24 protein-coding genes are annotated in these 24,482 nt (G+C 72.5%); 9 read left to right on the forward strand and 15 right to left on the reverse strand.

The annotated features are described in order from the left end of the window. Positions 1-4: 4 nt before the first annotated feature. Positions 5-1,276, forward strand: coding sequence for a sensor histidine kinase (locus tag CHF15_RS00145; protein WP_410169611.1), 1,272 nt, complete (start codon positions 5-7; stop codon positions 1,274-1,276). Next, positions 1,273-1,962 (forward strand): response regulator transcription factor, encoded by a 690-nt coding sequence (locus CHF15_RS00150; protein ID WP_089221506.1) that lies wholly within the window; start codon positions 1,273-1,275, stop codon positions 1,960-1,962. Before CHF15_RS00145 ends, CHF15_RS00150 begins: the two co-directional genes overlap by 4 nt. A gap of 287 nt (positions 1,963-2,249) precedes the next feature. Here CHF15_RS00150 and CHF15_RS00160 read toward each other — a convergent pair whose 3' ends face one another. Next, positions 2,250-2,612 (reverse strand): DUF1304 domain-containing protein, encoded by a 363-nt coding sequence (locus tag CHF15_RS00160; RefSeq protein ID WP_089221507.1) that lies wholly within the window; start codon positions 2,610-2,612, stop codon positions 2,250-2,252. Positions 2,613-2,668: 56 nt separating this feature from the next. On the opposite strand from CHF15_RS00160, the gene recO reads away from it, so the two are divergent. The 3 genes from recO to CHF15_RS00175 all read left to right on the forward strand — a co-directional run bounded on the left by recO (position 2,669) and on the right by CHF15_RS00175 (position 4,766). Next, positions 2,669-3,415, forward strand: coding sequence for a DNA repair protein RecO (recO, locus tag CHF15_RS00165; RefSeq protein ID WP_089221508.1), 747 nt, complete (start codon positions 2,669-2,671; stop codon positions 3,413-3,415). A 60-nt stretch (positions 3,416-3,475) separates the two neighbouring features. After that, positions 3,476-4,315: an isoprenyl transferase gene (locus tag CHF15_RS00170; protein WP_089222136.1), complete on the forward strand. Its 840-nt coding sequence runs from the start codon at positions 3,476-3,478 to the stop codon at positions 4,313-4,315. A gap of 142 nt (positions 4,316-4,457) precedes the next feature. Then, complete coding sequence (locus tag CHF15_RS00175; RefSeq protein ID WP_089221509.1) at positions 4,458-4,766, forward strand: hypothetical protein; 309 nt, start codon at positions 4,458-4,460, stop codon at positions 4,764-4,766. 11 nt (positions 4,767-4,777) lie between these two features. Here CHF15_RS00175 and CHF15_RS00180 read toward each other — a convergent pair whose 3' ends face one another. From CHF15_RS00180 to CHF15_RS00195, 4 genes are read right to left on the reverse strand one after another with little or no spacing between them, the layout of a single operon-like run. Continuing rightward, entirely contained in the window at positions 4,778-5,203 is a 426-nt protein-coding gene (locus CHF15_RS00180; RefSeq protein WP_089221510.1) for a Fur family transcriptional regulator, read from the reverse strand. A gap of 52 nt (positions 5,204-5,255) precedes the next feature. After that, entirely contained in the window at positions 5,256-6,149 is an 894-nt protein-coding gene (locus CHF15_RS00185) for a metal ABC transporter permease (RefSeq protein ID WP_089221511.1), read from the reverse strand. Next, positions 6,149-6,910: a metal ABC transporter ATP-binding protein gene (locus CHF15_RS00190; protein WP_089221512.1), complete on the reverse strand. Its 762-nt coding sequence runs from the start codon at positions 6,908-6,910 to the stop codon at positions 6,149-6,151. Before CHF15_RS00190 ends, CHF15_RS00185 begins: the two co-directional genes overlap by 1 nt. A 34-nt stretch (positions 6,911-6,944) precedes the next feature. Further along, positions 6,945-7,895: a metal ABC transporter substrate-binding protein gene (locus CHF15_RS00195; RefSeq protein WP_089221513.1), complete on the reverse strand. Its 951-nt coding sequence runs from the start codon at positions 7,893-7,895 to the stop codon at positions 6,945-6,947. Between the two features lie 182 nt (positions 7,896-8,077). Here CHF15_RS00195 and CHF15_RS00200 point away from each other — a divergent pair, with 182 nt between their 5' ends. Continuing rightward, positions 8,078-9,460, forward strand: coding sequence for a glycine--tRNA ligase (locus CHF15_RS00200; RefSeq protein ID WP_089221514.1), 1,383 nt, complete (start codon positions 8,078-8,080; stop codon positions 9,458-9,460). Positions 9,461-9,563: 103 nt separating this feature from the next. On the opposite strand, the gene CHF15_RS00205 is transcribed toward CHF15_RS00200, so the two are convergent. The 3 genes from CHF15_RS00205 to CHF15_RS00215 all read right to left on the reverse strand — a co-directional run bounded on the left by CHF15_RS00205 (position 9,564) and on the right by CHF15_RS00215 (position 12,850). Then, positions 9,564-10,148: a TetR family transcriptional regulator gene (locus tag CHF15_RS00205; RefSeq protein ID WP_089222137.1), complete on the reverse strand. Its 585-nt coding sequence runs from the start codon at positions 10,146-10,148 to the stop codon at positions 9,564-9,566. Between the two features lie 34 nt (positions 10,149-10,182). After that, positions 10,183-11,193, reverse strand: a complete 1,011-nt coding sequence (locus tag CHF15_RS00210; RefSeq protein ID WP_089221515.1) for an aldo/keto reductase — start codon at positions 11,191-11,193, stop codon at positions 10,183-10,185. A gap of 178 nt (positions 11,194-11,371) precedes the next feature. Next, a complete protein-coding gene (locus CHF15_RS00215; protein ID WP_378360739.1) occupies positions 11,372-12,850 on the reverse strand; it encodes an MFS transporter in 1,479 nt (492 codons plus the stop codon). 155 nt (positions 12,851-13,005) lie between these two features. On the opposite strand from CHF15_RS00215, the gene CHF15_RS00220 reads away from it, so the two are divergent. After that, positions 13,006-13,872, forward strand: a complete 867-nt coding sequence (locus CHF15_RS00220) for a helix-turn-helix transcriptional regulator (protein WP_089221516.1) — start codon at positions 13,006-13,008, stop codon at positions 13,870-13,872. Here the strand turns inward: CHF15_RS00220 and CHF15_RS00225 are convergent. Genes CHF15_RS00225 through CHF15_RS00235 form a run of 3 tightly spaced genes read right to left on the reverse strand, consistent with a single transcriptional unit; the run spans position 13,853 to position 16,322 of the window. Further along, positions 13,853-14,440, reverse strand: coding sequence for an NADAR family protein (locus CHF15_RS00225; RefSeq protein ID WP_179279598.1), 588 nt, complete (start codon positions 14,438-14,440; stop codon positions 13,853-13,855). The genes CHF15_RS00220 and CHF15_RS00225 overlap by 20 nt on opposite strands. Positions 14,441-14,490: 50 nt before the next feature. Beyond that, the gene (locus tag CHF15_RS00230) at positions 14,491-14,913 is read right to left on the reverse strand and encodes a MarR family winged helix-turn-helix transcriptional regulator (protein WP_089221518.1); all 423 of its coding nucleotides are present in this window, start codon (positions 14,911-14,913) and stop codon (positions 14,491-14,493) included. Then, positions 14,910-16,322, reverse strand: a complete 1,413-nt coding sequence (locus CHF15_RS00235; protein WP_089221519.1) for an MFS transporter — start codon at positions 16,320-16,322, stop codon at positions 14,910-14,912. Before CHF15_RS00235 ends, CHF15_RS00230 begins: the two co-directional genes overlap by 4 nt. A gap of 96 nt (positions 16,323-16,418) precedes the next feature. Between CHF15_RS00235 and dusB the strand changes: the two genes are divergently transcribed. Both dusB and ppdK read left to right on the forward strand, forming a co-directional pair. Further along, positions 16,419-17,567: a tRNA dihydrouridine synthase DusB gene (dusB, locus tag CHF15_RS00240; RefSeq protein WP_089221520.1), complete on the forward strand. Its 1,149-nt coding sequence runs from the start codon at positions 16,419-16,421 to the stop codon at positions 17,565-17,567. Between the two features lie 417 nt (positions 17,568-17,984). Continuing rightward, on the forward strand, positions 17,985-20,681 hold the full coding sequence (gene ppdK / locus CHF15_RS00245) for a pyruvate, phosphate dikinase (RefSeq protein WP_410169614.1): 2,697 nt from the start codon (positions 17,985-17,987) through the stop codon (positions 20,679-20,681). Between the two features lie 84 nt (positions 20,682-20,765). On the opposite strand, the gene CHF15_RS00250 is transcribed toward ppdK, so the two are convergent. The 4 genes from CHF15_RS00250 to CHF15_RS00265 all read right to left on the reverse strand — a co-directional run bounded on the left by CHF15_RS00250 (position 20,766) and on the right by CHF15_RS00265 (position 24,462). After that, positions 20,766-21,923: an alkaline phosphatase PhoX gene (locus tag CHF15_RS00250; protein WP_089221522.1), complete on the reverse strand. Its 1,158-nt coding sequence runs from the start codon at positions 21,921-21,923 to the stop codon at positions 20,766-20,768. Positions 21,924-22,089: 166 nt separating this feature from the next. Continuing rightward, a complete protein-coding gene (locus CHF15_RS00255) occupies positions 22,090-23,016 on the reverse strand; it encodes an oxidoreductase (RefSeq protein ID WP_089221523.1) in 927 nt (308 codons plus the stop codon). Between the two features lie 60 nt (positions 23,017-23,076). Then, positions 23,077-23,274, reverse strand: a complete 198-nt coding sequence (locus CHF15_RS00260; RefSeq protein WP_089221524.1) for an antitoxin — start codon at positions 23,272-23,274, stop codon at positions 23,077-23,079. 540 nt (positions 23,275-23,814) lie between these two features. Then, entirely contained in the window at positions 23,815-24,462 is a 648-nt protein-coding gene (locus tag CHF15_RS00265) for a PhzF family phenazine biosynthesis protein (protein WP_089221525.1), read from the reverse strand. Between the last annotated feature and the right edge of the window lie 20 nt (positions 24,463-24,482).

Genomic DNA, 24,482 nt, shown 5'->3' on the forward strand with positions numbered 1-24,482 from the left:
AGCCGTGCCCAAGCAGCCACGCATCGTCCTCGCCTCCCACGGCGACGCCCTGCTCGCCGTCGCCGTGCTCGCGGCGCAGTGCGCGCTCGCCGTGTTCTTCCCCGAGCGGAACGGGCACCGGCCGGACGCGGTGGGCTGGACGCTGCTCGTCGTCAGCGCGCTGGTGCTGACGGCGCGGCGGCGGGTGCCGATGGCCGTGATGATCGCGACCGTCCTGACCGTCGGCCCCTACCACGCCCTGGACAACCTCCACGTGGCCGTCGTGCCGGCAAGCATGGTCGCGGTGTACTCGCTGGCCGTGGCCGGGCCGCCGCTGCGGACCTTCCCGACGGTGACGGCGGTCGTCGGGATCATGGCGTCGGTGATGGCCGCGACCCCGGACCGGCACGCGGTCGGCGACATGCTCCGCAGCGGCGGCTGGGTGCTGGCGATGGCCCTGGTCGGCGAGGCGGTGCGGATCCAGCGCAAGTACGTGGCGGCGGTCGTGGAGCGCGCCGAGCGGGCGATGCGCACCCGTGAGGAGGAGGCGGCCCGCCGGGTCGCCGAGGAGCGGCTGCGGATCGCCCGGGACCTGCACGACCTGCTGGCCCACAGCATCACCGTCATCGGCGTGCAGACCTCGGTCGCCGCCCATGTGCTGCTCGCCGACCCGGACCGGCTGGACCGTACGGCCGTCGCCGGGGCCCTGGACAACATCGCGCAGACCTGCCGTGACGCCCGCACGGAACTGCGGGCCACCCTGCAGGTGCTGCGCGGCGACGACGAACGCGGTCCGCTGCCGGGCCTGGCCGGGGTCACCGACCTCGCCCGGTCCGCGGAGGCCGCCGGGGCCCGCGTGGAACTGGCGGTGGCGCCCGGTGCCGACGGGGTCCCCCCGGCCATCGGCGCGGCGGCGTACCGGATCGTGCAGGAGGCACTGACCAACGCGGTACGTCACGCGGGCGGCGGCACCCGGGTCCGGGTGGGCGTGTCCCTGGACGCCGAGGCGGCGGCCCTGCGCATCGCCGTCACCGACGACGGCCCCCGCTGCGGAGAGGCGGAGGCGCCCGCCCCGCCGCAGCAGGACGGCAGATGGCGTCCCTGGCGGGCCGTGGCGCCGTCCGGACCGCCGCAGGAGGAGCCCGCCCCGGCCGGCTACGGCCTCATCGGCATGCGCGAGCGGGCCCGCAGCGTCGGCGGCACCCTGACGGCCGGCCCCTCCGCGGAGGGCGGCTTCGCCGTCGCCGCCGTCCTCCCGCTCGGCGCGGGCGGCGTGTTCGCGGGAGGCCCCGCGTGATCCGGGTCCTGCTCGCCGACGACCAGAACCTGGTCCGCGAGGCCTTCGCGATGCTTGTCGAGTCCGCCCCCGACATGCGGGTCGTCGGGCACGCGGCGACCGGGCGGGAGGCCGTGGCGGCGGCACGTGCCGGCCGCGCCGACGTGGTGATCATGGACATCCGGATGCCGGACCTCGACGGCATCGAGGCCACCCGGCTCATCGCCGCGGACGAGGACCTGGCCGGCGTCCGGGTGCTGGTGCTCACCACGTACGACAGCGACGAACACGTCCTGCCCGCGCTGCGCGCCGGGGCCAGCGGCTTCCTCGTCAAGGACACCCGCCCCGCCGACCTGCTCGACGCCATCCGCACGGTCGCCGCGGGCGAGGCGCTGCTCTCGCCGGGACCGACGGCACGGCTCATCGCCCGGGTGCTGCGCCTGCCCGAGGGGCCGCCGCCGGGCGGCCCGGCGCCGGAACGCCTGGCCGCGCTGTCCGAACGGGAGCGGCAGGTGCTCACCCTCGTCGCGCGGGGCCTGAACAACACCGAGATCGCCGAGGCGCTGGGCCTGAGCCCGCTCACCGCCAAGACGCACGTCAGCCGGATCATGGGCAAGCTCGGCGCCCGCGACCGCGCCCAGCTGGTGATCGCGGCCTACGAGTCGGGGCTGGTCGCCCCCGGCGGGACGGCGGGGCTCAGCGGCTGACCGCCCAGAGGAGGATCGCGGCGGCGACGGCGAAGCAGGCGAGCACGGCCCACACCGTCGTGCCCGGCGTCCGTCCGTCCGCGGCCACCGCCGGCGCCCCGGTGGCGCCGTGGGCCTGCGACAGATGGGCCGGCGCCTTTGTCCCTGGCGCCGCCCCAGGTGATCTGCTCGGGCCATGCGCAGTGCCGGGTCTCCGGCATCCGCCGCTGCCGGTCCGCGTAGCCGCAGCACCTCCAGTTCGGTGCCGTCGGGGCCGGCGGCCGTGATGCGGTGGGTGACGGAGTCCGTCAGCGGGCCGCCAGCACCAGCGCCAGGGCGACGAGCGCAGGCACGGTCTGCACGAAGAGGATGCGCCGGCTCGCCGTCGCGGCGCCGTACAGCCCGGCGACCGCCACGCAGACCAGGAAGAACACCTTCGCCTGGAAGCCCACCGGGTCCGGGGCGACGGCGCCCCACACCAGCCCGGCGGCGAGGAAACCGTTGTAGAGCCCCTGGTTGGCCGCGAGCGCCTTGCTCTCCTGCGCGAACTCCGCGGTGGTCCCGAAGGCTCCCCTGGCACGGGGGGTGGTCCACAGGAACATCTCCAGGACCAGGATGTAGACGTGGAGGGCCGCTATGAGCAGCACGGCGACGGTCGCTGTGATCGACATGAGCCGTAGCGTACGACCCGGGCCGGACCGCTCGCTCCGTACGGGAGAATGGGCGCATGAGTCTGTTCCGCGACGACGGCATCGTGCTGCGCACCCAGAAGCTGGGCGAGGCGGACCGGATCATCACCCTGCTCACCCGCCGGCACGGCCGGGTGCGGGCGGTGGCCCGCGGCGTGCGGCGGACGAAGTCCAAGTTCGGGGCGCGGCTGGAGCCCTTCTCCCACGTGGACGTGCAGCTCTTCGCGCGCGGGGGAGAGCTGATCGGCCGCGGTCTGCCGCTGTGCACCCAGGGCGAGACGATCGCCCCCTACGGCAGCCGCATCGTCACCGACTACGCCCGCTACACCGCGGGCACGGCGATGCTGGAGACCGCCGAGCGCTTCACCGACCACGAGGGCGAACCGGCCGTGCAGCAGTACCTGCTGCTGGTCGGCGGCCTGCGCACGCTCGCCGACGGTGAGCACGACCCGCGCCTGGTGCTCGACGCCTTCCTGCTGCGCTCGCTGGCGGTCAACGGCTACGCCCCCAGCTTCGGGGACTGCGCGAAGTGCGGGATGCCCGGCCCCAATCGGTTCTTTTCGGTCGCGGCGGGAGGAGTCGTATGCGGCGAGTGCCGCCCGGCCGGAAGCGTCGTACCCTCACTGGAGTCACTGGAACTCCTCGGCGCGTTGCTCGGAGGGGACTGGGAGACCGCCGACGCGTGCGAACCGCGCCACTGCCGGGAGGGCAGCGGACTGGTCGCCGCGTATCTGCAGTGGCACCTGGAGCGCGGCTTGCGCAGTCTGCGCTTCATCGAAAAGTAGCGGTACCCGGCGGGCCCGGCAGCACCAAGTCGTGAGGCACAGGAAGTGGAGAGCAAGGTCATGGCAGTACGCGGGATTCTGAGCCGTCCCCGGCGCGAGTACCGGGCTCCCGACCCGCATCCGTCCGGCGCGCAGCCCCCCAAGATCCCGGGGGAGCTGGTCCCCCAGCACGTGGCCATCGTGATGGACGGCAACGGCCGCTGGGCCAAGGAGCGCGGTCTGCCCCGCACCGAGGGGCACAAGATCGGCGAGTCGGTCGTGCTGGACGTCCTCAAGGGCTGCCTGGAGCTGGGGGTCAAGAACCTCTCCCTGTACGCCTTCTCGACCGAGAACTGGAAGCGCTCCCCCGACGAGGTCCGCTTCCTGATGAACTTCAACCGGGACGTCATCCACCGCCGCCGCGACGAGATGCACGAGATGGGCATCCGCATCCGCTGGGCCGGGCGCATGCCCCGGCTGTGGAAGTCGGTCGTCAAGGAGCTCCAGGTCGCGGAGGAGATGACCCGCGACAACGACGCGATGACGCTGTACATGTGCGTCAACTACGGCGGCCGCGCCGAGATCGCCGACGCGGCGGCGCGCCTGGGCGAGGACATAAAGGCGGGTCGCCTCGACCCCTCCAAGGTCGACGAGAAGACCCTCGCCAAGTACATGTACCACCCGGACATGCCGGACGTGGACCTGTTCGTCCGGCCCTCCGGGGAGCAGCGGACCTCCAACTTCCTGATCTGGCAGTCCGCCTACGCCGAGATGGTCTTCCAGGACGTGCTCTGGCCGGACTTCGACCGCCGCGACCTGTGGCGCGCGTGCCTGGAGTACGCCTCCCGCGACCGCCGCTTCGGCGGGGCGATCCCCAACGAGCAGCCGCCGGGCACGGAGAGCGGCGCGGACGGCGAGTAGTCACCCCGCGGTCGCCCACCGGGCGACCGCGGTCACGGGGGGACGGGCATGGAAGGCGTCGACAGCGCGGCCGGTACGCAGGGCGGGCGCGACGGCGACGCGGTGTGGCGGGGACACCGCCGCGCGCGGCTGCACCGCGGCGGTGCTCTTCGCGGCCGGCGCCCGCCTGGTGATGCTCGGCTACCTCGCCACGATGGACATGGAGTCGGGTCTGGGCCTGCGCGACAACACCGCTCCCATGGTCGTCTACCTATGCGCGCTCGCGGCCCTGCTCGCCGCGGGCGGGGTCGCGGTGGCGGTCCGGCGTTCAAGGGCGGCGCGCGGCGCGGCCCTGTGCCTGGCCGCGCTCCTCGCGTGGCGGACGTACACCGTCGGGCCCGTCCTGCACTGCTGGTCGTACGACGCGGTCTCCCGGGCCGACGACGGTTCGTACCTCTGCTACGACCGCTGACCGGCGCGGGATCAGGCCCGCACGGGTCCGCCGCAGCCGGCGCAGTCGGCGCAGGTGCCGAAGATCTCCACCGTGTGGGCGACGTCGACGAAGCCGTGCTCCTCGGCGATGGTGTCGGCCCACTTCTCGACCGCGGGACCCTCGACCTCGACCGCCTTGCCGCAGACGCGGCAGACCAGGTGGTGGTGGTGGCCGCTGCTGCAGCGGCGGTAGACGGACTCGCCCTCCCCGGTGCGGAGCACGTCGATCTCGCCGGCGTCGGCGAGGGACTGCAGCGTGCGGTAGACCGTGGTGAGGCCGACCGAGTCACCCCGGTGCTTGAGGAGGTCGTGCAGTTCCTGGGCGCTGCGGAACTCGTCGACCTCGGCGAGGGCCGCGGCGACGGCGGCACGCTGCCGTGTCGATCGTCCGCGGACGGGGGGCTTGGCGGTCGTCACCGGTGGCCTCCTACTCGGTCGGTTCGGTCGGTCATTCTGCCAGGCCTGGAGCTCATACCCGGACGTCGTCCTCGGTGGGACGCGCCGCGGGTACCTCCAGGGTGCACCGTGTTCCGTCCCCTGCGGCACGGCGTGCACGCTTTTTCGCCAGCGGCGCCGCCAGCAGCGTCAGCGTGACGAAGACGCCGATGGCCAGCAGCACGATGGTCGCCCCGGAGGGCACGTCGGCGTAGTACGAGGTCACCGTCCCGGAGAAGGCGACCACCACGCCGATCACGACCGACAGCGCGAAGGCCGTGGCGAAGCTCCGGGCGATCTGCTGCGAGGCGGCGACCGGGATCACCATCAGCGCGCTGACCAGCAGCAGCCCGACAACCCGCATGGCGACCGTGACCGTGACCGCCGCGGTGACGGCGACCAGCAGGTTGAGCAGCCGCACCGGCAGTCCGGTCACCTGGGCGAACTCCTCGTCCTGGGAGACCGCGAACAGCTGCCGCCGCAGGCCCACGGTGACCAGCACCACGAAGCCGGCCAGCAGGCAGATCGCGGTGATGTCCTGCGGGGAGACGGTGGTGATGGAGCCGAACAGATAGGTGAGCAGGTTGGCGTTGGAGCCGTTCGGCGCGAGCGAGGTGAACAGCACACCGGCCGCCATGCCGCCGTAGAAGAGCATGGCGAGCGCGATGTCGCCGCGCGTCCTGCCGTACCAGCGGATGAGTTCCATGACGACGGCGCCCGCGACCGCCACGGCCGTCGCCATCCACACCGGATTGGCGCTGAGCAGGAAGCCGAGGCCGACACCGGTGAGGGCGACGTGGCCGATGCCGTCGCCCATGAGGGACTGGCGGCGCTGGACGAGGTAGATGCCGATCGCGGGGGCGGTGATGCCGACGAGGACGGCGGCGATCAGCGCCCGCTGCATGAAGGCGTAGGAGAACAGCTCCATCAGAACAGCCCCGTCCGGATCGGCTCGGCCGCGTGACCGGCGTGCGGGTGGACATGGTCGTGGCCGGGCAGCGCGTGCTGTCCCTGGGCCTTCGGCGGGGGGCCGTCGTGGACGACGCAGCCGTCGCGCAGCACCACCGCGCGGTCGATCAGCGGCTCGAGCGGCCCGAGTTCGTGCAGCACCAGCAGGACGGTGGTGCCCAGCGAGACCTGTTCGCGCAGCGTCCCGGCGAGCACCTCCTGGCTGGCGAGGTCGACGCCCGCCATCGGCTCGTCCATGATCAGCAGTTCGGGCTCGACGGACAGCGCGCGGGCGATCAGCACCCGCTGGTGCTGGCCGCCGGAGAGCGCCTCGACCGGGTCGGCGGCCCGGTCGGCCATCCCGACCAGCTCCAGGGCGTGCTCCACGGCCCGGCGGTCCGCCTTGCGGGGCAGGCCCAGCTTCGTACGGGCCAGCCGCCCGGCGGAGACGACCTCGCGGACGGTGGCGGGGACGCCGGAGGCCGCCGTGGTGCGCTGCGGCACGTAGCCGATCCGGGCCCAGTCGCGGAAGCGGTTCAGCGGGGTGCCGAACAGCTCCAGCCCGCCCGAGGTGAGCGGCACCTGGCCGACCACGGCGCGGATCGCGGTGGACTTGCCCGAGCCGTTGGCGCCGAGCAGCGCGACGACCTCGCCGCGCCGCACGGTCAGGTCGACGCCGCGCAGTACCGGCCGTGAGCCGAGCGTGGCGGTCGCACCCCGCATCGATATGACCGTGTCCATTCCAGCCTCCGTACCGGGCTCCGTCATCATCGCCTCACTTCGCGCCGAGCGCCGCGCGCAGGGCCTGAAGGTTGCTGTGCTGGACCTCGAAGTAGTCGCGGCCCGCGGACTTGTCGGTGATGCCCTCGATCGGGTCCAGCACCGCGGTCTTCAGGCCGAGGTCGCCGGCGAGGGTCCTGGCGGTCCTGTCGCTGGCCAGCGTCTCGAAGAATACGGTGCTGACGCCCTTGTCCTCTGCGAGGGTGTGCAGCGTCCTCATCCGGGCGGCGCTGGGCTCGGACTCCGGGTCGATGCCGCTGATCGCCTGCTCGACCAGCCCGTAGCGCTCGGCGAGGTAGCCGAAGGCGGCGTGGGTGGTGATGAAGGTGTCCGAGGAACGGTTCTTCAGCCCGTCCTGGAAGTCGGTGTTCAGCGCGCCGAGCTTCTTCACCAGCGCCGCGGTGTTCTTCTCGTAGACCGCCTCGTGGCCCGGGTCCGCCTTGGCGAGGGCCTTGCCGACGCCCTCGGCGACCTCGGCGTAGCGGACCGGGTCGAGCCAGATGTGCGGGTCGGCGCCGGCGTCCTCGTCCCCGTGCCCGGTGTGGCCGTCCTCGCTGCCGTGGTCGTGGCCGTCGACCTCGGTGCCGTGGTCCTCCAGCGGGGTCAGCGCGGCGGCGTCGACGGTGTTCTCCACGCCGGACTGGGCTATCGCGTCGTCGACGGCGGGCTGCAGGCCCTTGAGGTAGACGACGACGTCGGACTCGCCCAGCTCGCCGGTCTGCCGTGGGGTGAGCTCCAGGTCGTGCGGTTCGGTCCCGGGCTTGGTCAGCTCCGTCACGTCGACGTGCCCGCCGCCGATCTGCTCGGCCAGGAACTGCATCGGGTAGAAGGAAGCGGTGACCTTCAGCCTGCCGTCCTCGCCGCCCGCGCCCGCGGTGGAGCAGGCGGAGAGGGCGGCCAGCCCGGCGAGGGCGGCGAGAGGGACCAGAGCGCGACCTATGTTCATGACACCCATTTTCAACAAAACTGGAAACGATTGTCAATTGACCCCGAGATCGGACGCGGGCCCTCCCGGAGTGCGGAACCGATTTGATACAGCCCCCGCACGCGCCGGTAATCTGAGGTATTCGCCGGACCGCACGCGAGCCGGCGACTCCACCGACCGCTTCGTCGTCTGAAGAGAGCACCGTGGCCGCCGACAAGATCGACACCATCGTCAGCCTGAGCAAGCGCCGTGGCTTCGTTTTCCCCTGCAGCGAGATCTACGGCGGTCAGAAGGCCGCCTGGGACTACGGACCGCTGGGCGTCGAACTGAAGGAGAACATCAAGCGCCAGTGGTGGCGTGCGATGGTCACCTCCCGGGAGGACGTGGTCGGCCTCGACTCCTCGGTGATCCTGGCCCGCGAGGTCTGGGAGGCCTCGGGTCACGTCGCCACGTTCACCGACCCGCTCACCGAGTGCACCTCCTGTCACAAGCGTTACCGCGCGGACCACCTGGAGGAGGCGTACGAGGCCAAGCACGGCCACCTGCCGGCCAACGGCCTGTCCGACCTCAACTGCCCGAACTGCGGCAACAAGGGCACCTTCACCGAGCCCAAGCAGTTCTCCGGCCTCCTCTCCACGCACCTGGGCCCGACCCAGGACTCCGGCGCGGTCGCGTACCTGCGCCCGGAGACCGCGCAGGGCATCTTCACCAACTTCGGCCTCGTGCAGCAGACCTCGCGCCGCAAGCCGCCGTTCGGCATCGCCCAGACCGGCAAGTCCTTCCGCAACGAGATCACGCCCGGCAACTTCATCTTCCGGACCCGCGAGTTCGAGCAGATGGAGATGGAGTTCTTCGTCAAGCCGGGCGAGGACGAGACCTGGCACGAGTACTGGATGCAGCAGCGCTGGGACTGGTACCGGGGCCTCGGCCTGCGCGAGGAGAACATGCGCTGGTTCGAGCACGCCAAGGAGAAGCTCTCCCACTACTCGAAGCGCACCACCGACATCGAGTACCGCTTCAACTTCGGCGGCACCGAGTTCTCCGAGCTGGAGGGCATCGCCAACCGCACGGACTACGACCTCAAGGCGCACAGCCAGGCCAGCGGCCAGGACCTGTCGTACTTCGACCAGGAGGCCGGTGAGCGCTACTTCCCGTACGTCATCGAGCCCGCGGCCGGTCTCAACCGCGCCATGCTCGCCTTCATGCTCGACGCCTACAACGAGGACGAGGCGCCGAACGCGAAGGGCGTGATGGAGAAGCGCACCGTCATGCGGCTCGACCCGCGCCTGGCCCCGGTCAAGGTCGCCGTCCTGCCCCTGTCGCGCAACCCGGAGCTCTCGCCGAAGGCCAAGGGCCTCGCGGCCGACCTGCGCCGCCACTGGAACATCGAGTTCGACGACGCGGGTGCCATCGGCCGCCGCTACCGCCGTCAGGACGAGATCGGCACCCCGTTCTGCGTGACCGTCGACTTCGACACCCTCGAGGACAACGCGGTCACCGTGCGCGAGCGCGACACCATGAAGCAGGAGCGCGTCTCGCTGGACCAGGTCGAGGCCTACCTCGGCGGTCGCCTGCTCGGCTGCTAGGTCCGGACCCGGACGTACGCGAAAGGCGCCCGGCCGCTCCCGAGAGGGGAGCGGCCGGGCGCCTTCGTGCCTGCGCCGGCCCGGGCGTCCGGGCGATCGGGGCTCAGGCCCGCAGGCCGCGCAGGATCAGGTCGTTGACCGCGGAGAACGCGGCGTCGATGCCCGGGGTGAACCACTCGGCGGCGTACGCCGGGTCGTGGAAGCGGACGGTGGCGTCCCACACCGCCTGCGCGGCGGCCTCCGGGTCGCCGGCGGCGAACTCCCCGCCGGCCGCGCCGTCCCGGATGATCCGGGTGAGGAGCCCGACCATGACCGCGACGTGCTCGGCGACCACGGAGCTGTGCTCCTCGGTCAGCGCCATGTACGTGGCGAACAGCTCGGGGTCGCCGCCAGCCTTGCGCCGCTTGGCCGCGAACAGGGCCTCCAGCCAGGCGCGCAGCCGCGCCTGGGCCGGCCGCCCGCCGTCCTCCGCCAGCGCCGACAGCTCCGCGTGGGCCTGGTCCAGCCACCGCTGGGTGACCGCCTCGCGCAGCGCGGCCTTGGTGCGGAAGTGCCGGTAGACGCTGCCGTGGCTGACCCCGAGGGCACGGGCCACGTCGACCACGGTGGCCTTGGCCGGGCCGTAACGGCGCAGCACCTCTTCCGTGGTCTCGAGGATGCGTTCGGCGGTCAGCGTCTCGGGTGGCATGCGCGCCATTCTCCCAGGGCCGGGCGGGTGCCCGTCAGTGCCGGTGCTCACTGTCCAGGTGCGCCATCTGCGACTGCGGGTAGCGCTCGCCGGCGGCCGCGTCGGCCGGGACGGCGGTCTCGATCGCCGCCAGGTCGTCCGAGTCCAGGGTCACGTCCAGCGCGCCCAGCGCCTCGGCCAGCCGCTCGCGGGTGCGGGCGCCGACCAGCGGGACGATGTCCTCGCCCCGGGACAGCACCCAGGCGATGGCGGTCTGGGCGACCGTGACGCCCTTCTGCTCCGCGATCTTGCGCAGCGCCTCGACCAGCCCCAGGTTGTGCTCCAGGTTCTCGCCCTGGAAGCGGGGGCTCATCGCGCGGAAGTCGTTGCCGGCCAGCTGCCGGTCACGGGTGAAGTGCCCGCTGATCAGACCGCGGGACAGCACGCCGTACGCCGTGACGCCGATGCCCAGTTCGCGGGCGGTGGGCAGGATCTCGGCCTCGATGCCGCGGGAGATCAGCGAGTACTCGATCTGCAGGTCGCTGATCGGGGCCACGGCGGCGGCCCGGCGCAGGGTGGCGGCGCCGACCTCGGACAGGCCGATGTGCCGTACGTGGCCGGCCTCGACCAGTTCGGCGATGGCGCCGACGGTCTCCTCGATCGGGACGTCCGGGTCGACCCGGGCGATGCGGTAGACGTCGATGTGGTCGGCGCCCAGGCGCTGCAGGGAGTACGCGGCGAAGTTCTTCACGGCGGCCGGGCGGCCGTCGAGCCCCAGCCACTCGCCGCCGGGCCCGCGCAGGGCGCCGAACTTGACGCTGATCAGCGCCTTCTCGCGGTCGGCGGGGGACGCCGTGCGCAGGGCCTCGCCGACGAGCAGCTCGTTGTGGCCCATGCCGTAGAAGTCGCCGGTGTCGATCAGCGTGACGCCCGCGTCGAGGGCGGCGTGGACGGTGGCGATCGACTCGCCGCGGTCGGCGTCGCCGTAGAGGGCGGACATGCCCATGGCGCCGAGACCGAGGGCGGAGACGGCGGGGCCGGAGGAACCGAGGGTGCGGTTCTGCAAGGGGGACTCCTTGGTCGGATCAGGAGGTGGTGCGGGGATGCTGACAACAGTGACACATGCGCTGACAGATTTCAATATCTGTCAGCGCAACTGTCACTTCCCCTCCGCCTCCCTCTCCGCCTCCCTCTCCGGGACCGGAGACCCGGACCGGCGGCCCGGAACCCGGCCCGGCGGCCCCTCAGGCCACCTGGCGCGGCAGCCGCAGACTGGCCAGCGCCGTCACGACCACCGCCGCCAGCTGCACGATCAGTACCGTGACCAGCGCCTCGCGGGTCCCGTGCGAGGGGACCAGGGCGAGGAAGAGGGTGCCGAGGGTGGCCACGCCCAGGGCCAGCGCCGACTGCTGGGTGGTCACCATGACCCCGCTGCCCACCCCGGCCCGCTCGCCCGGTACGTCCGCGAGCACCAGCCGGAACAGCACCGGCAGTTGCAGCCCCTGGCCGAGTCCGGCCAACGCCACACCGGGCAGCAGCGCCCACGCCGTCATCCCGGGTTCCCAGCTGCGGGCCACGGTCAGCGCCAGCACCGCGACGCCGGCGCCCTGCAGGACTCCGCCCGCGGTGACCACGCGCCCGCCGTACCGGCCCACCAGATGCGGCCCGGCCAGCGAGGCCAGGAAGAACGCCACGGCCATCGGCACGAGCGTGGTGCCCGCCTCCACCGGCCCGTACCGCAGGCCCTGCTGCAGCGCGACCGCGATCACGAACATGAAGCCGCCGAAGCCGATGGAGAACGGCACCAGCAGGGGCAGCGCCCGCCGCATCCCGGTGAGGGCGAACAGGCTCGGCGGTACGAGCGGGATCCGCCCGGCCCGGTCGGCCCGCCGCTCGACCACGAAGAAGGCCACGGCCGCGAACGGGAAGACGGCCAGCGACACCCACGTCCACACCGGCCAGCCGGCCGCACGGCCCTCCGTCAGCGGCGCCAGCAGGGTCACCAGCGACACCGCCAGCAGCAGGGTGCCCGGCCGGTCGACCGGCGCGGGCCGCTCGGAACGGGTCTCCGGCACCGAGCGCAGCGCGAGCAGCAGACCGGCCGCCGCGACCGGCACGTTGACCAGGAACACCGCGCGCCAGCCGGTGCCGGCGATGTCCGCCGCGACCAGGACGCCGCCCAGGATCTGGCCCGCGACCATGGACAGGCCCGCGGTCGCGCCGTACAGGCTCAGCGCCTTGGCCCTGCGGTGCCCGGCGGTCGTGGAGTGGATGGTGGCCAGCACTTGGGGCAGCATCAGCGCGGCCGAAGCGCCCTGTGCGACGCGGGCGCCCACCAGCACCCACGCGTCGGGCGCCAGGCCGCAGGCGAGCGAGGTGAGGCCGAAGGCCGCCATGCCGGCGAGGAAGAGCCGGCGGCGGCCGAAGGAGTCGCCGAGCCGGCCGCCGAGCACCAGCAGCACGGCGTACGCCACGCCGTAGCCGGCCACGACCAGCTCCAGCAGCGCCGCCCCGGCGTGCAGGTCGGTCTCGATGGCGGGCAGGGCGACGTTGACGATGAAGAAGTCGATCAGCGGCAGTGCCGCGCCCAGCAGCACGGTGAACAGGCCCAGCGGGCTGAGCAGCGGTGCCGCGGGGCCGGGCGGCGCCTCGGCGGCCGGTGGCGCGGTTCTCGCGGCCGGTGCCGTTCCGGTGGCGCCGACCCGGATGACGCGGGGCCGCACCTGGGCCCGGGAACGGAGGCCGGCGGAGGCGGAGGATTCGTTGTGATCGGTCACGTATGCCACGATGACCTTGTTCCAAGGGGGGTACCAGAGAGCGTTTATCCAGGTATCGCGACCACCTGGCAATGGTTTGGGACGTGAGGCACCCTGGAGGTATGACGTCTCCCAGCGCCGCAGCGCGGAGCGAGCTCGCTTCCTTCCTCCGCAGCCGCCGTGAACGGATCTCCCCCGAGCAGGTCGGACTCCCGCCCGGCCGCCGGCGCCGCACCCCCGGGCTGCGCCGCGAGGAGGTGGCGCAGCTGGCCGCCGTCGGTGTCACCTGGTACACGTGGCTGGAGCAGGCCCGGGAGATCCAGATCTCCGCGCAGGTGGCCGACTCCATCGCCCGGGCCCTGATGCTGGACCCCAACGAGCGCACCCACCTCTTCCTGCTCGCCGGGGTGCCGGACCCCAACCCGCGCGCCCAGTGCCCGGGGATGTCCGACCAGATCCGGGAGATGCTGGCGAAGCTGGAGCCGCTGCCGGCCGCGGTCCTCAACAGCCGCACCGACGTCATCGCCCACAACCGCACCTACGCGCGGCTGGTCGACGACCTCGACAGACTGCCCTTCGAGGACCGCAACATCATGTGGCTGGCCTTCACCGACCCCGCCTGGCGCGAGGGCCTGCCCGACTGGCACGAGACCAGCCGGCAGCTGGTCGCCAAGTACCGTGCGGCGATGGCCGAGCACCTCGCGGAGCCCGCGTGGAAGTCTCTGGTCAAGCGGCTGGAGCAGGCCTCCCCCGAGTTCTGCGAGCTGTGGGAGCGGCATGAGGTGCAGGAACCGGAGAACCGCACCAAGCGCTTCCTCAACCCCCGGGTCGGTCTGCTGACCTTCCACTTCACGCACCTGTGGCTCGGCCCCAGCCAGGGCCCGCGGCTGGTGACCTACTCCCCGGCGGACGCCGCCACCCGCGAACGGCTGGACCGGCTGTACGAGATCGCCGCGTCCGCGCCGAGCGTCATGCCGATGCCGGTGTGAGCAGCCGCTGACGTGTCTCCATGAGGGCGAAGCCCAGCAGGTTCAGCCCGCGCCACTGCGCGGGGTCGGCGGCCCTGTCGTCGTCGGCCGCGAGGCCGATGCCCCATATGCGGTCCAACGGGCTGGCCTCCACCAGCACGCGCGAGCCGGTGCCCAGCAGGTAGTCGCGCAGGGCCGGGTCCTGACCGAACTTGGCGACGTTGCCCTCGACGACCAGTTCCTCGCGGTGCCGCTCCCAGGTCGCGTTGTCGAAGCCGCGCACCTGGCGGCCCAGCTTCTTCGCGGCGTGCGGGTGCGGGGCGGCGAGGATTGCGGCGAGGGTCCGGTCGTCGTCGAAGAGCCGGGCCTTGCCGGCCATCATCCAGTGCTCCGCCGTGGCGTAGCCGATGCCGTCGACGGTGAACTCCGAGGGCCACCACTGGCTCAGGCAGCCCGCGCCCACGCTGCCGTCGCGCTGCGGCCGGTGGCCCCAGAAGAACAGGTACCTCGGCCGGACGCCGCGCGCGGTCAGCTCCGTCAGGGCGGCCCGGGAACGGGCGTCGCGGGGCTCGGTGCTCTGCGTCGTCATGCTCGTGACGGTACCGCCGGGCACCGACAACGGCCCCCGGTTTTCCCCGCTCACCCCGGCGCGGGCCCCAGCAGCTTGGTCACCACCCGGTCCAGCGCCGCGAGTTCCTCCGGGTCCAGGGCCACCAGGCCCGGCGGGGGAGTGCCGAGGATGCGGTCGGCCTCCTCCGCGGCTGAGGCGCCTGCCGGCGTGACGCTCAGGAGCTTGCGGCGCCGGTCCCGCGGGTGCGGCGTGCGCTCCACCAGCCCCCGCCGGGCGAGGTCGTCGACGACGAGCGTGACGTACGGGCGGTCCGTCATGAGGTCCGCGGCGAGGTCGCCCGGGGTCACGGGGTCCGCCGCGATCCGGCGCAGCGCCTTGACCCGGAAGAAGCTCATGCCGAGGGCGTCGGCGACCTCGCGGCGGCGTTCGTTGCGCTCGAGGACGAGGGTGCGCAGGTCGCGCCAGACCCGGGTGGCCGTGGCCTCGCTCACCGGGCGCCCACCGGCTCGCGGGCGGTGTCCGCGCTGAGCCGCTCGGCGGCGCGTTCGGCGGTGGCCGCCGCCCAGCGGCCCGAGGTCAGCCAGCCCAGCGTCAGGATCGCCACACCGCAGCCGGTGATGATCCACCACGCCGTGAGGTCGAGGCCGGCGGCGAGCGCGGCGCCCATGACGGCCACGCCCAGGGACTGACCGACCTGCCGGCTGGTCGAGGCCACCGCCGCGGCGACCCCCGCCTGGGTCCGCGGCATGCCGGAGACGGCGGTGTTGGTGATCGGCGCGTTGACGAAGCCGAAGCCGATGCCGAACAGGACGTACGCGGTGAACAGCTTCGGGTCCGAGGCGGTCGCGTCCAGCGCGGCGAACATCACGCCGCTCGCCGTGGTGGCCACACCCGCCAGCAGCAGCGGCAGCCGCGGCCCGCGGCTGCCGACCATGCGTCCGGACAGCGGGGCGCAGACCAGGGCCATGGCCGCCATCGGCAGCAGGTGCAGACCGGCGTCCAGGGCGGACAGGCCGCGCACGTCCTGCAGGTACAGGGTGTTGAGGAAGAGGAAGCCGGCGAGCGCGGCGAAGGCGCTCACCGCTATCACCGTCGCCCCGCTGAAGGGCGCGCTGCGGAAGAAGCGCGGGTCGATCAGCGGTTCCCTGCGCCGCCGTTCGTAGGGGACCAGGGACGCCGCGGAGAACAGGGCGAGTGCGAGGCAGCCGACGATGACCGGGGAGCCCCAGCCCGCCGCGGGCGCCTCGATGATGGCGTAGGTCAGCGAGCCGAGCAGCGCGATGACCAGCAGCTGACCGACCGGGTCGATCCGGCGCGGCCGGGGGGCACGGGACTCGGGCACGTACAGCGCGGTGAGCACCAGGGCGAGCAGCCCGATCGGCAGGTTGATCCAGAACACCGAGCGCCAGCCGACCGTCTCCACGAGCGCGCCGCCGATGATCGGCCCGGCGGCCATGCTGATGCCGACGACGCCGCCCCACGCCCCGATCGCCCGCGCGCGTTCGCGCGGATCGGTGAAGACGTTGGTGATGATCGACATCGCGACGGGGTTGAGCATCGAACCGCCGATCGCCTGCAGCATGCGGAAGACCACCAGCCACTCCAGGCTGGGGGCGATGCTGCACAGGGCGGACGCCACCGTGAAGATCACCAGGCCGGTGCGGAAGATCCGGCGCCGGCCGATCCGGTCGGCGGTCGAGCCGGAGAGCATCAGCAGCGAGGCCAGCACGAGCGTGTAGGCGTCGATGGTCCACTGCAGTCCGGAGATGGAGGTGTGCAGGTCCCGGCGCATGGCGGGCAGCGCGACGTTGAGGATCGTGTTGTCGAGGCTGACGATCAACAGGCTCATGCAGCAGATGGCCAGCACCAGAAGGCGCCTGCCCCGGCTCAGCTCGGGCATCGGCTGTTCGGTCTCCTTGATCCGGATTGATTGTACGTGTGTAACCATTTCACGCTACACCCAACCTCGCCCCGGTGATACGGGAGAATGGTCCGCATGACTGCAGACGCCACCGCTCCCGCACTCCGCATCGGCCCGCACACCGTGTGGCCCCCGGTCGTGCTGGCACCGATGGCGGGGATCACCAATGCGCCGTTCCGCACGCTGTGCCGTGACTTCTCCGGCGGCAAGGGGCTCTTCGTCTCGGAGATGATCACCACCCGGGCCCTCGTCGAGCGCAACGACAAGACCATGCAGCTGATCCACTTCGACGGCAGCGAGAAGCCGCGCTCGATCCAGTTGTACGGGGTCGACCCGGTCACCGTCGGCAAGGCGGTCCGGATGATCGTCGACGAGGACCTCGCCGACCACATCGACCTGAACTTCGGCTGCCCGGTCCCCAAGGTGACCCGCAAGGGCGGCGGCTCGGCCCTGCCCTACAAGCGCAACCTCCTCCGCTCGATCCTGCGCGAGGCGGTCGGCAACGCGGGCGACCTGCCCGTCACGATCAAGATGCGCAAGGGCATCGACGACGACCACACCACCTATCTGGACGCCGGCCGGATCGCCGTCGAGGAGGGCGTCACCGCCGTCGCGCTGCACGGCAGGACGGCCGCCGAGCACTACGGGGGCACGGCCGACTGGGAGGCGATCGCCCGCCTCAAGGAGCACGTCCCGGAGATCCCGGTGCTGGGCAACGGCGACATCTGGAGCGCCGCGGACGCGGTCCGGATGATGCGGGAGACCGGCTGCGACGGCGTCGTCGTCGGCCGCGGCTGCCTCGGCCGCCCCTGGCTCTTCGGCGACCTCGTGGCCGCCTTCGAGGGCGGCGGCGCCCCGGCCGCCCCGACGCTGCGCGAGGTCGCCGGCGTCATGCGGCGCCACGCCGGGCTGCTGGGGGAGTGGCTGGGCGACGAGGAGCGCGGTGTCATCGACTTCCGCAAGCACGTCGCCTGGTACACCAAGGGCTTCTCGGTGGGCTCGGAGATGCGCCGCAAACTGGCGATGACCTCCTCCCTCGCCGAGCTCGACGCCCACCTCGCCGACCTCGACCTCGACCAGGAATGGCCGGATGGCGCCGAGGGGCCGCGCGGCCGGACGGCCGGGAGCAAGCGCGTGGTGCTCCCGGACGGCTGGCTGGAGGACCCGTACGACTGCTCGGTGGTCGTCGGCGCCGACGCCGAGCTGGACACTTCGGGCGGCTGAGGACGTTTCGCGGACCCGGGCGACGTCCGGACCGTAAGACGAAGCGCGCGCGGGGCGAGTGATTCTCGCCACGCCTGATAGGGGTATCGCTCAGATGAGCGGCCCGAGTGTCATCACATCTCTCCAATGCGTGGCACTGGGTGCCATCGTTGTCGTGGACACATGCTCAAGCCATCCGACACGTGGAGTGACCGACTCCGAGTGTGGCGATCACGTGGCGAGAGCATGTGTTCGACGATTGAACGCATCGGTCGTTCACCCGTAGGGGCGCCACGACTTTCGATCTCTCGGCGGATGGGTGGTTACGACCGTGTGACCTGGTGATTGACGTACTGCAGCGCCTTCGAGATGGGTACGCTCCCCGCCGTCAGGGCATCCCGGCCGCGAGGAGCGAGTCCCGTGTCGGAAGAACAAGTAATCCAGAAGTTCGTCTACGACTTCACTGAGGGCAACAAGGACCTCAAGGACCTGCTCGGCGGCAAGGGCGCGAACCTCGCCGAGATGACCAACCTCGGTCTGCCCGTCCCCCCGGGCTTCACGATCACCACCGAGGCCTGCAAGGTCTACCTGGAGTCTGGCGCCGAACCCGCGGCGCTGCGCGACGAGGTGAGTGCGCACCTCGACGCGCTGGAGCAGCGGATGGGCAAGAAGCTCGGGCAGGCGGACGACCCGCTGCTGGTCTCCGTCCGCTCCGGGGCGAAGTTCAGCATGCCGGGCATGATGGACACGGTCCTCAACATCGGCCTCTCCGACGCCTCGGTCGTGGGCCTGGCCGCGCAGGCCGGCAACGAGCGCTTCGCCTGGGACTCCTACCGGCGCCTGATCCAGATGTTCGGCAAGACCGTGCTGGGCGTCGACGGCGAGCTCTTCGAGGACGCGCTGGAGGACGCCAAGCGCGCCAAGGGCACCCACGACGACCTCGACCTGGACGCGGCCGACCTGCGGGGCCTGGTCGAGCAGTTCAAGGCCGTCGTCGCCAAGGAGACCGGACGGGACTTCCCGCAGGACCCGCGCGAGCAGATGGACCTGGCCGTGCGCGCCGTCTTCGACTCGTGGAACGGCGAGCGGGCCAAGCTCTACCGCCGCCAGGAACGCATCCCCGGCGACCTCGGCACCGCCGTCAACATCTGCTCGATGGTCTTCGGCAACCTCGGCTCCGACTCCGGCACCGGCGTCGCCTTCACCCGCGACCCGGCCACCGGCCACCAGGGCGTCTACGGCGACTACCTGTGCAACGCGCAGGGCGAGGACGTCGTGGCGGGCATCCGCAACACCGTGCCGCTCGCCGAGCTGGAGCAGCTGGACAAGACGTCCTACGACCAGCTGATGCAGATCATGGAGACCCTCGAGACGCACTACAAGGACCTGTGCGACATCGAGTTCACCATCGAGCGCGGCAAGCTGTGGATGCTGCAGACCCGTGTCGGCAAGCGCACCGCTGCCGCCGCCTTCCGCATCGCGACCCAGCTGGTCGACCAGGGCCTGATCGACGAGGCCGAGGCGCTGCAGCGGGTCAACGGCGCGCAGCTGGCGCAGCTGATGTTCCCCCGCTTCGACGAGAAGGCGAAGGCCGAGCGGATCGGCTGGGGCATCGCCGCCTCGCCGGGCGCCGCGGTCGGCAAGGCCGTCTTCGACTCGTACACCGCGGTGAAGTGGTCGCGCTCCGGCGAGAAGGTCATCCTCATCCGCCGCGAGACCAACCCCGACGACCTCAACGGCATGATCGCCGCCGAGGGCATCCTCACCTCGCGCGGCGGCAAGACCTCGCACGCCGCCGTCGTCGCCCGCGGCATGGGCAAGACCTGTGTGTGCGGCGCCGAGGAGCTCGAGGTCGACACCAAGCGCCGCCGGATGACGGCCCCCGGCGGGGTCGTGGTCGAGGAGGGCGACGTCATCTCCATCGACGGCTCCTCCGGCAAGGTCTACCTCGGCAAGGTGCCGGTCGTGCCCTCCCCGGTCGTGGAGTACTTCGAGGGCCGTATGCACGCCGGCGCCGACGACGCCGACGAGCTGGTGCGGGCGGTGCACCGGATCATGGCGTACGCGGACCGGGTCCGCCGGCTGCGGGTACGCGCCAACGCCGACAACGCCGAGGACGCCTCCCGCGCCCGCCGCTTCGGCGCCCAGGGCATCGGCCTGTGCCGCACCGAGCACATGTTCCTCGGCGAGCGCCGCGAGCTGGTGGAACGGCTGATCCTCGCCGACACCGACTCCGAGCGCGACAAGGCGCTCTCCGCGCTGCTGCCGCTGCAGAGGTCCGACTTCGTCGAGCTCCTCGAGGCGATGGACGGGCTGCCGGTGACCGTGCGCCTGCTGGACCCGCCGCTGCACGAGTTCCTGCCCGACATCACCGAGCTGTCGGTGCGCGTCGCGCTCGCCGAGGCGCGCAAGGACTCCAACGAGAACGACCTGCGGCTGCTGCAGGCCGTCCACAAGCTCCACGAGCAGAACCCGATGCTGGGCCTGCGCGGCGTGCGCCTGGGGCTCGTCATCCCCGGCCTGTTCGCCATGCAGGTGCGGGCCATCGCCGAGGCGGCGGCCGAGCGGCGGAACGCCAAGGGCGACCCGCGGGCGGAGATCATGATCCCGCTGGTGGGCACCGTCCAGGAGCTGGAGATCGTCCGCGACGAGGCCGAGGCCGTCATCGCCGAGGTCGAGGCCGCCACGGGCACCGAGCTCAGTCTCACCCTCGGCACGATGATCGAGCTGCCCCGCGCCGCCCTGACCGCCGCCCAGATCGCCGAGGCCGCCCAGTTCTTCTCCTTCGGCACCAACGACCTGACCCAGACGGTCTGGGGCTTCAGCCGCGACGACGTCGAGGCGAGCTTCTTCACCGCCTACCTGGAGAAGGGCATCTTCGGCGTCTCCCCGTTCGAGACCATCGACAAGGACGGCGTCGGCTCCCTCGTCCGCTCCGCCGTCGAGGCCGGCCGCGCCACCCGGCCCGACCTCAAGCTCGGCGTGTGCGGCGAGCACGGCGGCGACCCCGAGTCCGTCCACTTCTTCCACGAGGTGGGACTGGACTACGTCTCCTGCTCCCCGTTCCGCATCCCCGTCGCGCGCCTGGAGGCGGGCCGGGCCGCGGCGTTGAGCAGGGGCAGCGACAGCCGGTAACCCCGGCCCGGAAGACCATCTCCAACCCTCACCGGGGGCGGCACCTTTGTGCGAAGGTGCCGCCCCCGCTTCCGTTCCGCCCGGTTACGAGCGGAACGGGCCGCGCACCTCGTAGGTGATGCCGCCGGACGAACTGCCGCTCGTGCCGCGCTGGGAGGAGAAGTACAGCCGGGTGCCGTCGGGGGAGAAGGCGGGACCGGTGATCTCGGAGCCGGACTGGCCGCTGACGCGCAGGAACGGCGAGACGACGTCGGCCGGGGTGATCAGGCAGATCTCCATGTTGCCGCCGTCCTCGGCGACGTAGAGGTCGCCCGAGGAGGAGCCGGTGATGTTGTCCACGCCCGTCAGAGGGGCGCTGCCGGAGACGAGGGAGTCGTCGTAGGCCAGCGCGTAGGTGCCGGCGGCCAGGTCGAGGCGCCAGACGCGGTTGTCGCCCTTGGTGGTGAACCAGACGGTGTCGTCGGCGTAGTGGCAGCCCTCGCCGCCGTTGAACTTCTTCGCGCCGGAGACCTGGCTGCGGGTGGTGGTCGGGGAGCCGTCGGGGTCGGGCACGTTCGCCCAGGTGAAGGAGCCCGAGGCGGCGGTGCCGGCGACCAGCACCTGCAGGGTCCCGGCGGACAGGTCGCCCCAGGTGGCCGGGATGAACCGGTAGAAGCAGCCGTTGGTCTCGTCCTCGGTCAGGTAGACCACCTTGCGCACGGGGTCGGCGGCGGCCGCCTCGTGCTTGAACCGGCCCATGGCGGCGCGGCGGACGGCCGATTCCACGCCGCGGGGGTCGGTCTCGTAGACGTAGCCGAGGCTGACCTCCTCGCAGGACAGCCAGCTGTTCCAGGGCGTACTGCCGCCGGCGCAGTTCTGCCGGGTGCCGGAGAGGATCCGGTAGGCGCCCGTGACGTTGCCCGAGGAGTTGAACCGCACCGCGCTCGCGCCGCCGTTCGGGTTGACCTCCGAGTTGGAGACGTAGATCCAGCCGGTGCCGTCGGCGAAGCACGCGCCGCCGTCGGGCGCGCTGTGCCAGGTGTACGAGGTGCCCGCGACGGTCTGGCCGGAGCGGGCGATCACACGGCTGGTGAAACCACCGGGCAGGGCGATGCCGTTGGCGTCGGGCGCCAGCAGCGCGCCGTAGGGGCCGGTACCGGGCTGGGCGGGTGCGGCGTAGACCGCCCCGCGCATCAGGGTGCCGCCGAAGGCGGCCGCCGAGCTGCCGACCACCGCTCCGCGCAAGAAGGTTCGACGTTCCACGATCACTCCAGGGACGACGGGTGGCCCACCCGGACCCAACGCCGCGGGCGGGTCGCGCACCGGAAGGCTAGGGCGCGCCCCCTGACGCGGGCACCAACGCAGCGTGAACCCTCCGCCACGGTCTGCCGGATTCACCGTCATGGCAGACGCCGCGGGGACGCTCGGTTCATCCCGCCGCGGGCAGCTCGTAGCGGACGCCCGTGAGCTGCTCGGAAGCCGCCCACAACAGCTCGCCCGACCGGTCGTCGCGCGCCCACGGGGCCCGCCAGGAAGGAACGGGGGAGCCGCGCCACCCCAGGAAGCGGGGGCCGGTGAAGGAGTCGGGGAGCACACCGGGCGCCGTGGCGGCGTACAGCAGCGGGAGCGCGCCGGCGTCCGCGGACTGGGCGATCACCCGGTTCCCGAGGTCGATCACCCGCTCGACGGTCCGGCGGTTCTCCATGCGCGCCGCGCGGGTCTGCAGTGCGGTGCTCGCGTAGCCGGGGTGCGCCGCCGCGGCGACGGTCCCGGAGCCCGCGGCCGCCAGCCGCCGGGACAACTCGTGGACGAAGAGCAGGTTGGCGCTCTTGGACCGGGCGTAGGCGATCCAACGGCGGTAGCGGCGCTCGCTGTTGAGGTCGCCCGGGTCGATGGTGGCGATCGCGTGCATGCCGCTGGAGACGGAGACGATCCGGGCGCCCGGCGTGGCCAGCAGGCGCGGCAGCAGCAGCCCGGTGAGGGCGAAGTGGCCGAGGTGGTTCACGCCCATCTGGGTCTCGAAGCCGTCGGCGGTGGTGCCGTAAGGCAGCGCCATCACACCGGCGTTGTTGACCAGCAGGTCGAGGGCGTCGCCGTCGTACCCGCTGGCGAAGGCGCGCACCGAGGACAGGTCCCCGAGGTCGAGATGGCGGTATCCGGCGCGGGCGTCGGGCACTTCGGCCTTCAGTCGGTCGACGGCCTCCTTGCCGCGTGCCTCGCTGCGGCAGGCGAGCAGCACCCTCGCGCCCCTGCGGGCGAGTTCGCGGGCGGTGCAGTAGCCGATGCCGCTGTTCGCTCCGGTGACGACGGCCGTGCGGCCGCTCTGGTCGGGGATGTCGTGCGCGGTCCACAGCATGCGGGCCAGCGTAGGGCCGCCGCGCCGCCCTTCACACGGGTGCGCGACGGCCCTTCGGCGTCAGGAGTGCGGGGGACGGTCCTCGCCGGTGCCGCCGGTGCCGAACTCGTCGCCCATCTTGTCCTGAGCGGTGTCGACCTGGCGCTGGTACTTCCCGCCGGTCTTGTCGTCCAGCATGTCGCCGCCCTTGTCGATGCCCTTCTGGGCCTGGCTCTCGTGGCCCTTCAGCTTGGCCTTGATCTTGTCGAACATGGACATCGCTGTCCTCCTCGCCGTCAGTGGCACTTCTCTCAGCATCACCGCCCCGACGAAGATCCGCATCCGGAGCCCGCGGCGTCACGAATCCGCAGGTCAGAGGGCCCGTAAGAGCTCGCGATCGCGGTGGCCGCCCCCGTGGCGGCCGCCCGCCGGACGGTGTACGCGAATCCCGGGGCGCCCCGCGCGGCGCGGCCGCACACGCCCGCCGTGGCGCCGGGGCCGCCGGGCACGGGCACCACCGGCCGGTCCGGTGTCGTGCGGCGGTTGCCATCGGCCGGTTACTTCCGATGCGGCCGCAGTGGCTTGGTGCCGCCAGGGCGCGACCTGTCGGCGATCGGCATGGGGGAAGGGGGTGCGATGTGCCGTCCCGGGCGAGGGCGGACGGCCGGCGGGTCCGAGTCGGCCGGGGCGACGCAAGGCGGCGACTGCCTGGTGCCGCGAGCCGACCGTGGCACGCCGGCCACGGTGGCCACCGGACGAAGTCCGCCGCGGCAGCAGCCACGACGCCGTGCGCCGGGGCGGTGCCGGATCGACGGCGGGTCAGGGGGCGGGGGAGACCCGGCCGCCGATGTCGACGGTGCCGTCGGGGTGGGGGCGGGTCAGGATCTGCGAGGCCGCGCCCTGGCGGACGTCCAGCGGGCGTCCGAGTTCGGCGGTGAGCACCAGCGCGGCGGCACCGGTCGCCTCGTCCTCGACGATCCCGTCGCCGCGTCGCGGGAAGGCCCGCGCGCGGACGCGCCCGGCCGCCTCGTCGGCCCAGGCCCACGCGTAGAGCCAGCCCTCACCGGGCGGCGGCGCGGGGAGCGCGTCCACCTCCGCGGGTGAGCCGAACCGCTGGGTGCGACGTCCCGACGCCCACTCCGCGCGCCCGCGTACCCAGGTGAGGTCGCCCTCCGTCCAGGCCTTCACCTCGCCGGCCGGCGGTCGCAGCACCTCGGCGCCGAGCAGCCACGCCGTCCCCACCGTCGGATGGCCCGCGAAGGGCAGCCGCACGCTCGGCGTCCAGATGTCGACGACGCCGCGTTCGGTGTCGTCGACGAACACGGTCTCGCTGTAGCCGAGCTCCGCGGCCAGTCGCTGCCGCGCCTGTGCCCCGGGCACGGACGCGCCGTCCCGCACCACCCCGAGCAGGTTCCCGCCCCGCCCGTCGGGACCGACGAACACCCGCAGCACCTCGACTTCTGCCATGGACCGATTCAAGCAGGCGC

Origin of the sequence: Actinacidiphila glaucinigra, assembly GCF_900188405.1 — a bacterium.
Taxonomy (GTDB): domain Bacteria; phylum Actinomycetota; class Actinomycetes; order Streptomycetales; family Streptomycetaceae; genus Actinacidiphila; species Actinacidiphila glaucinigra.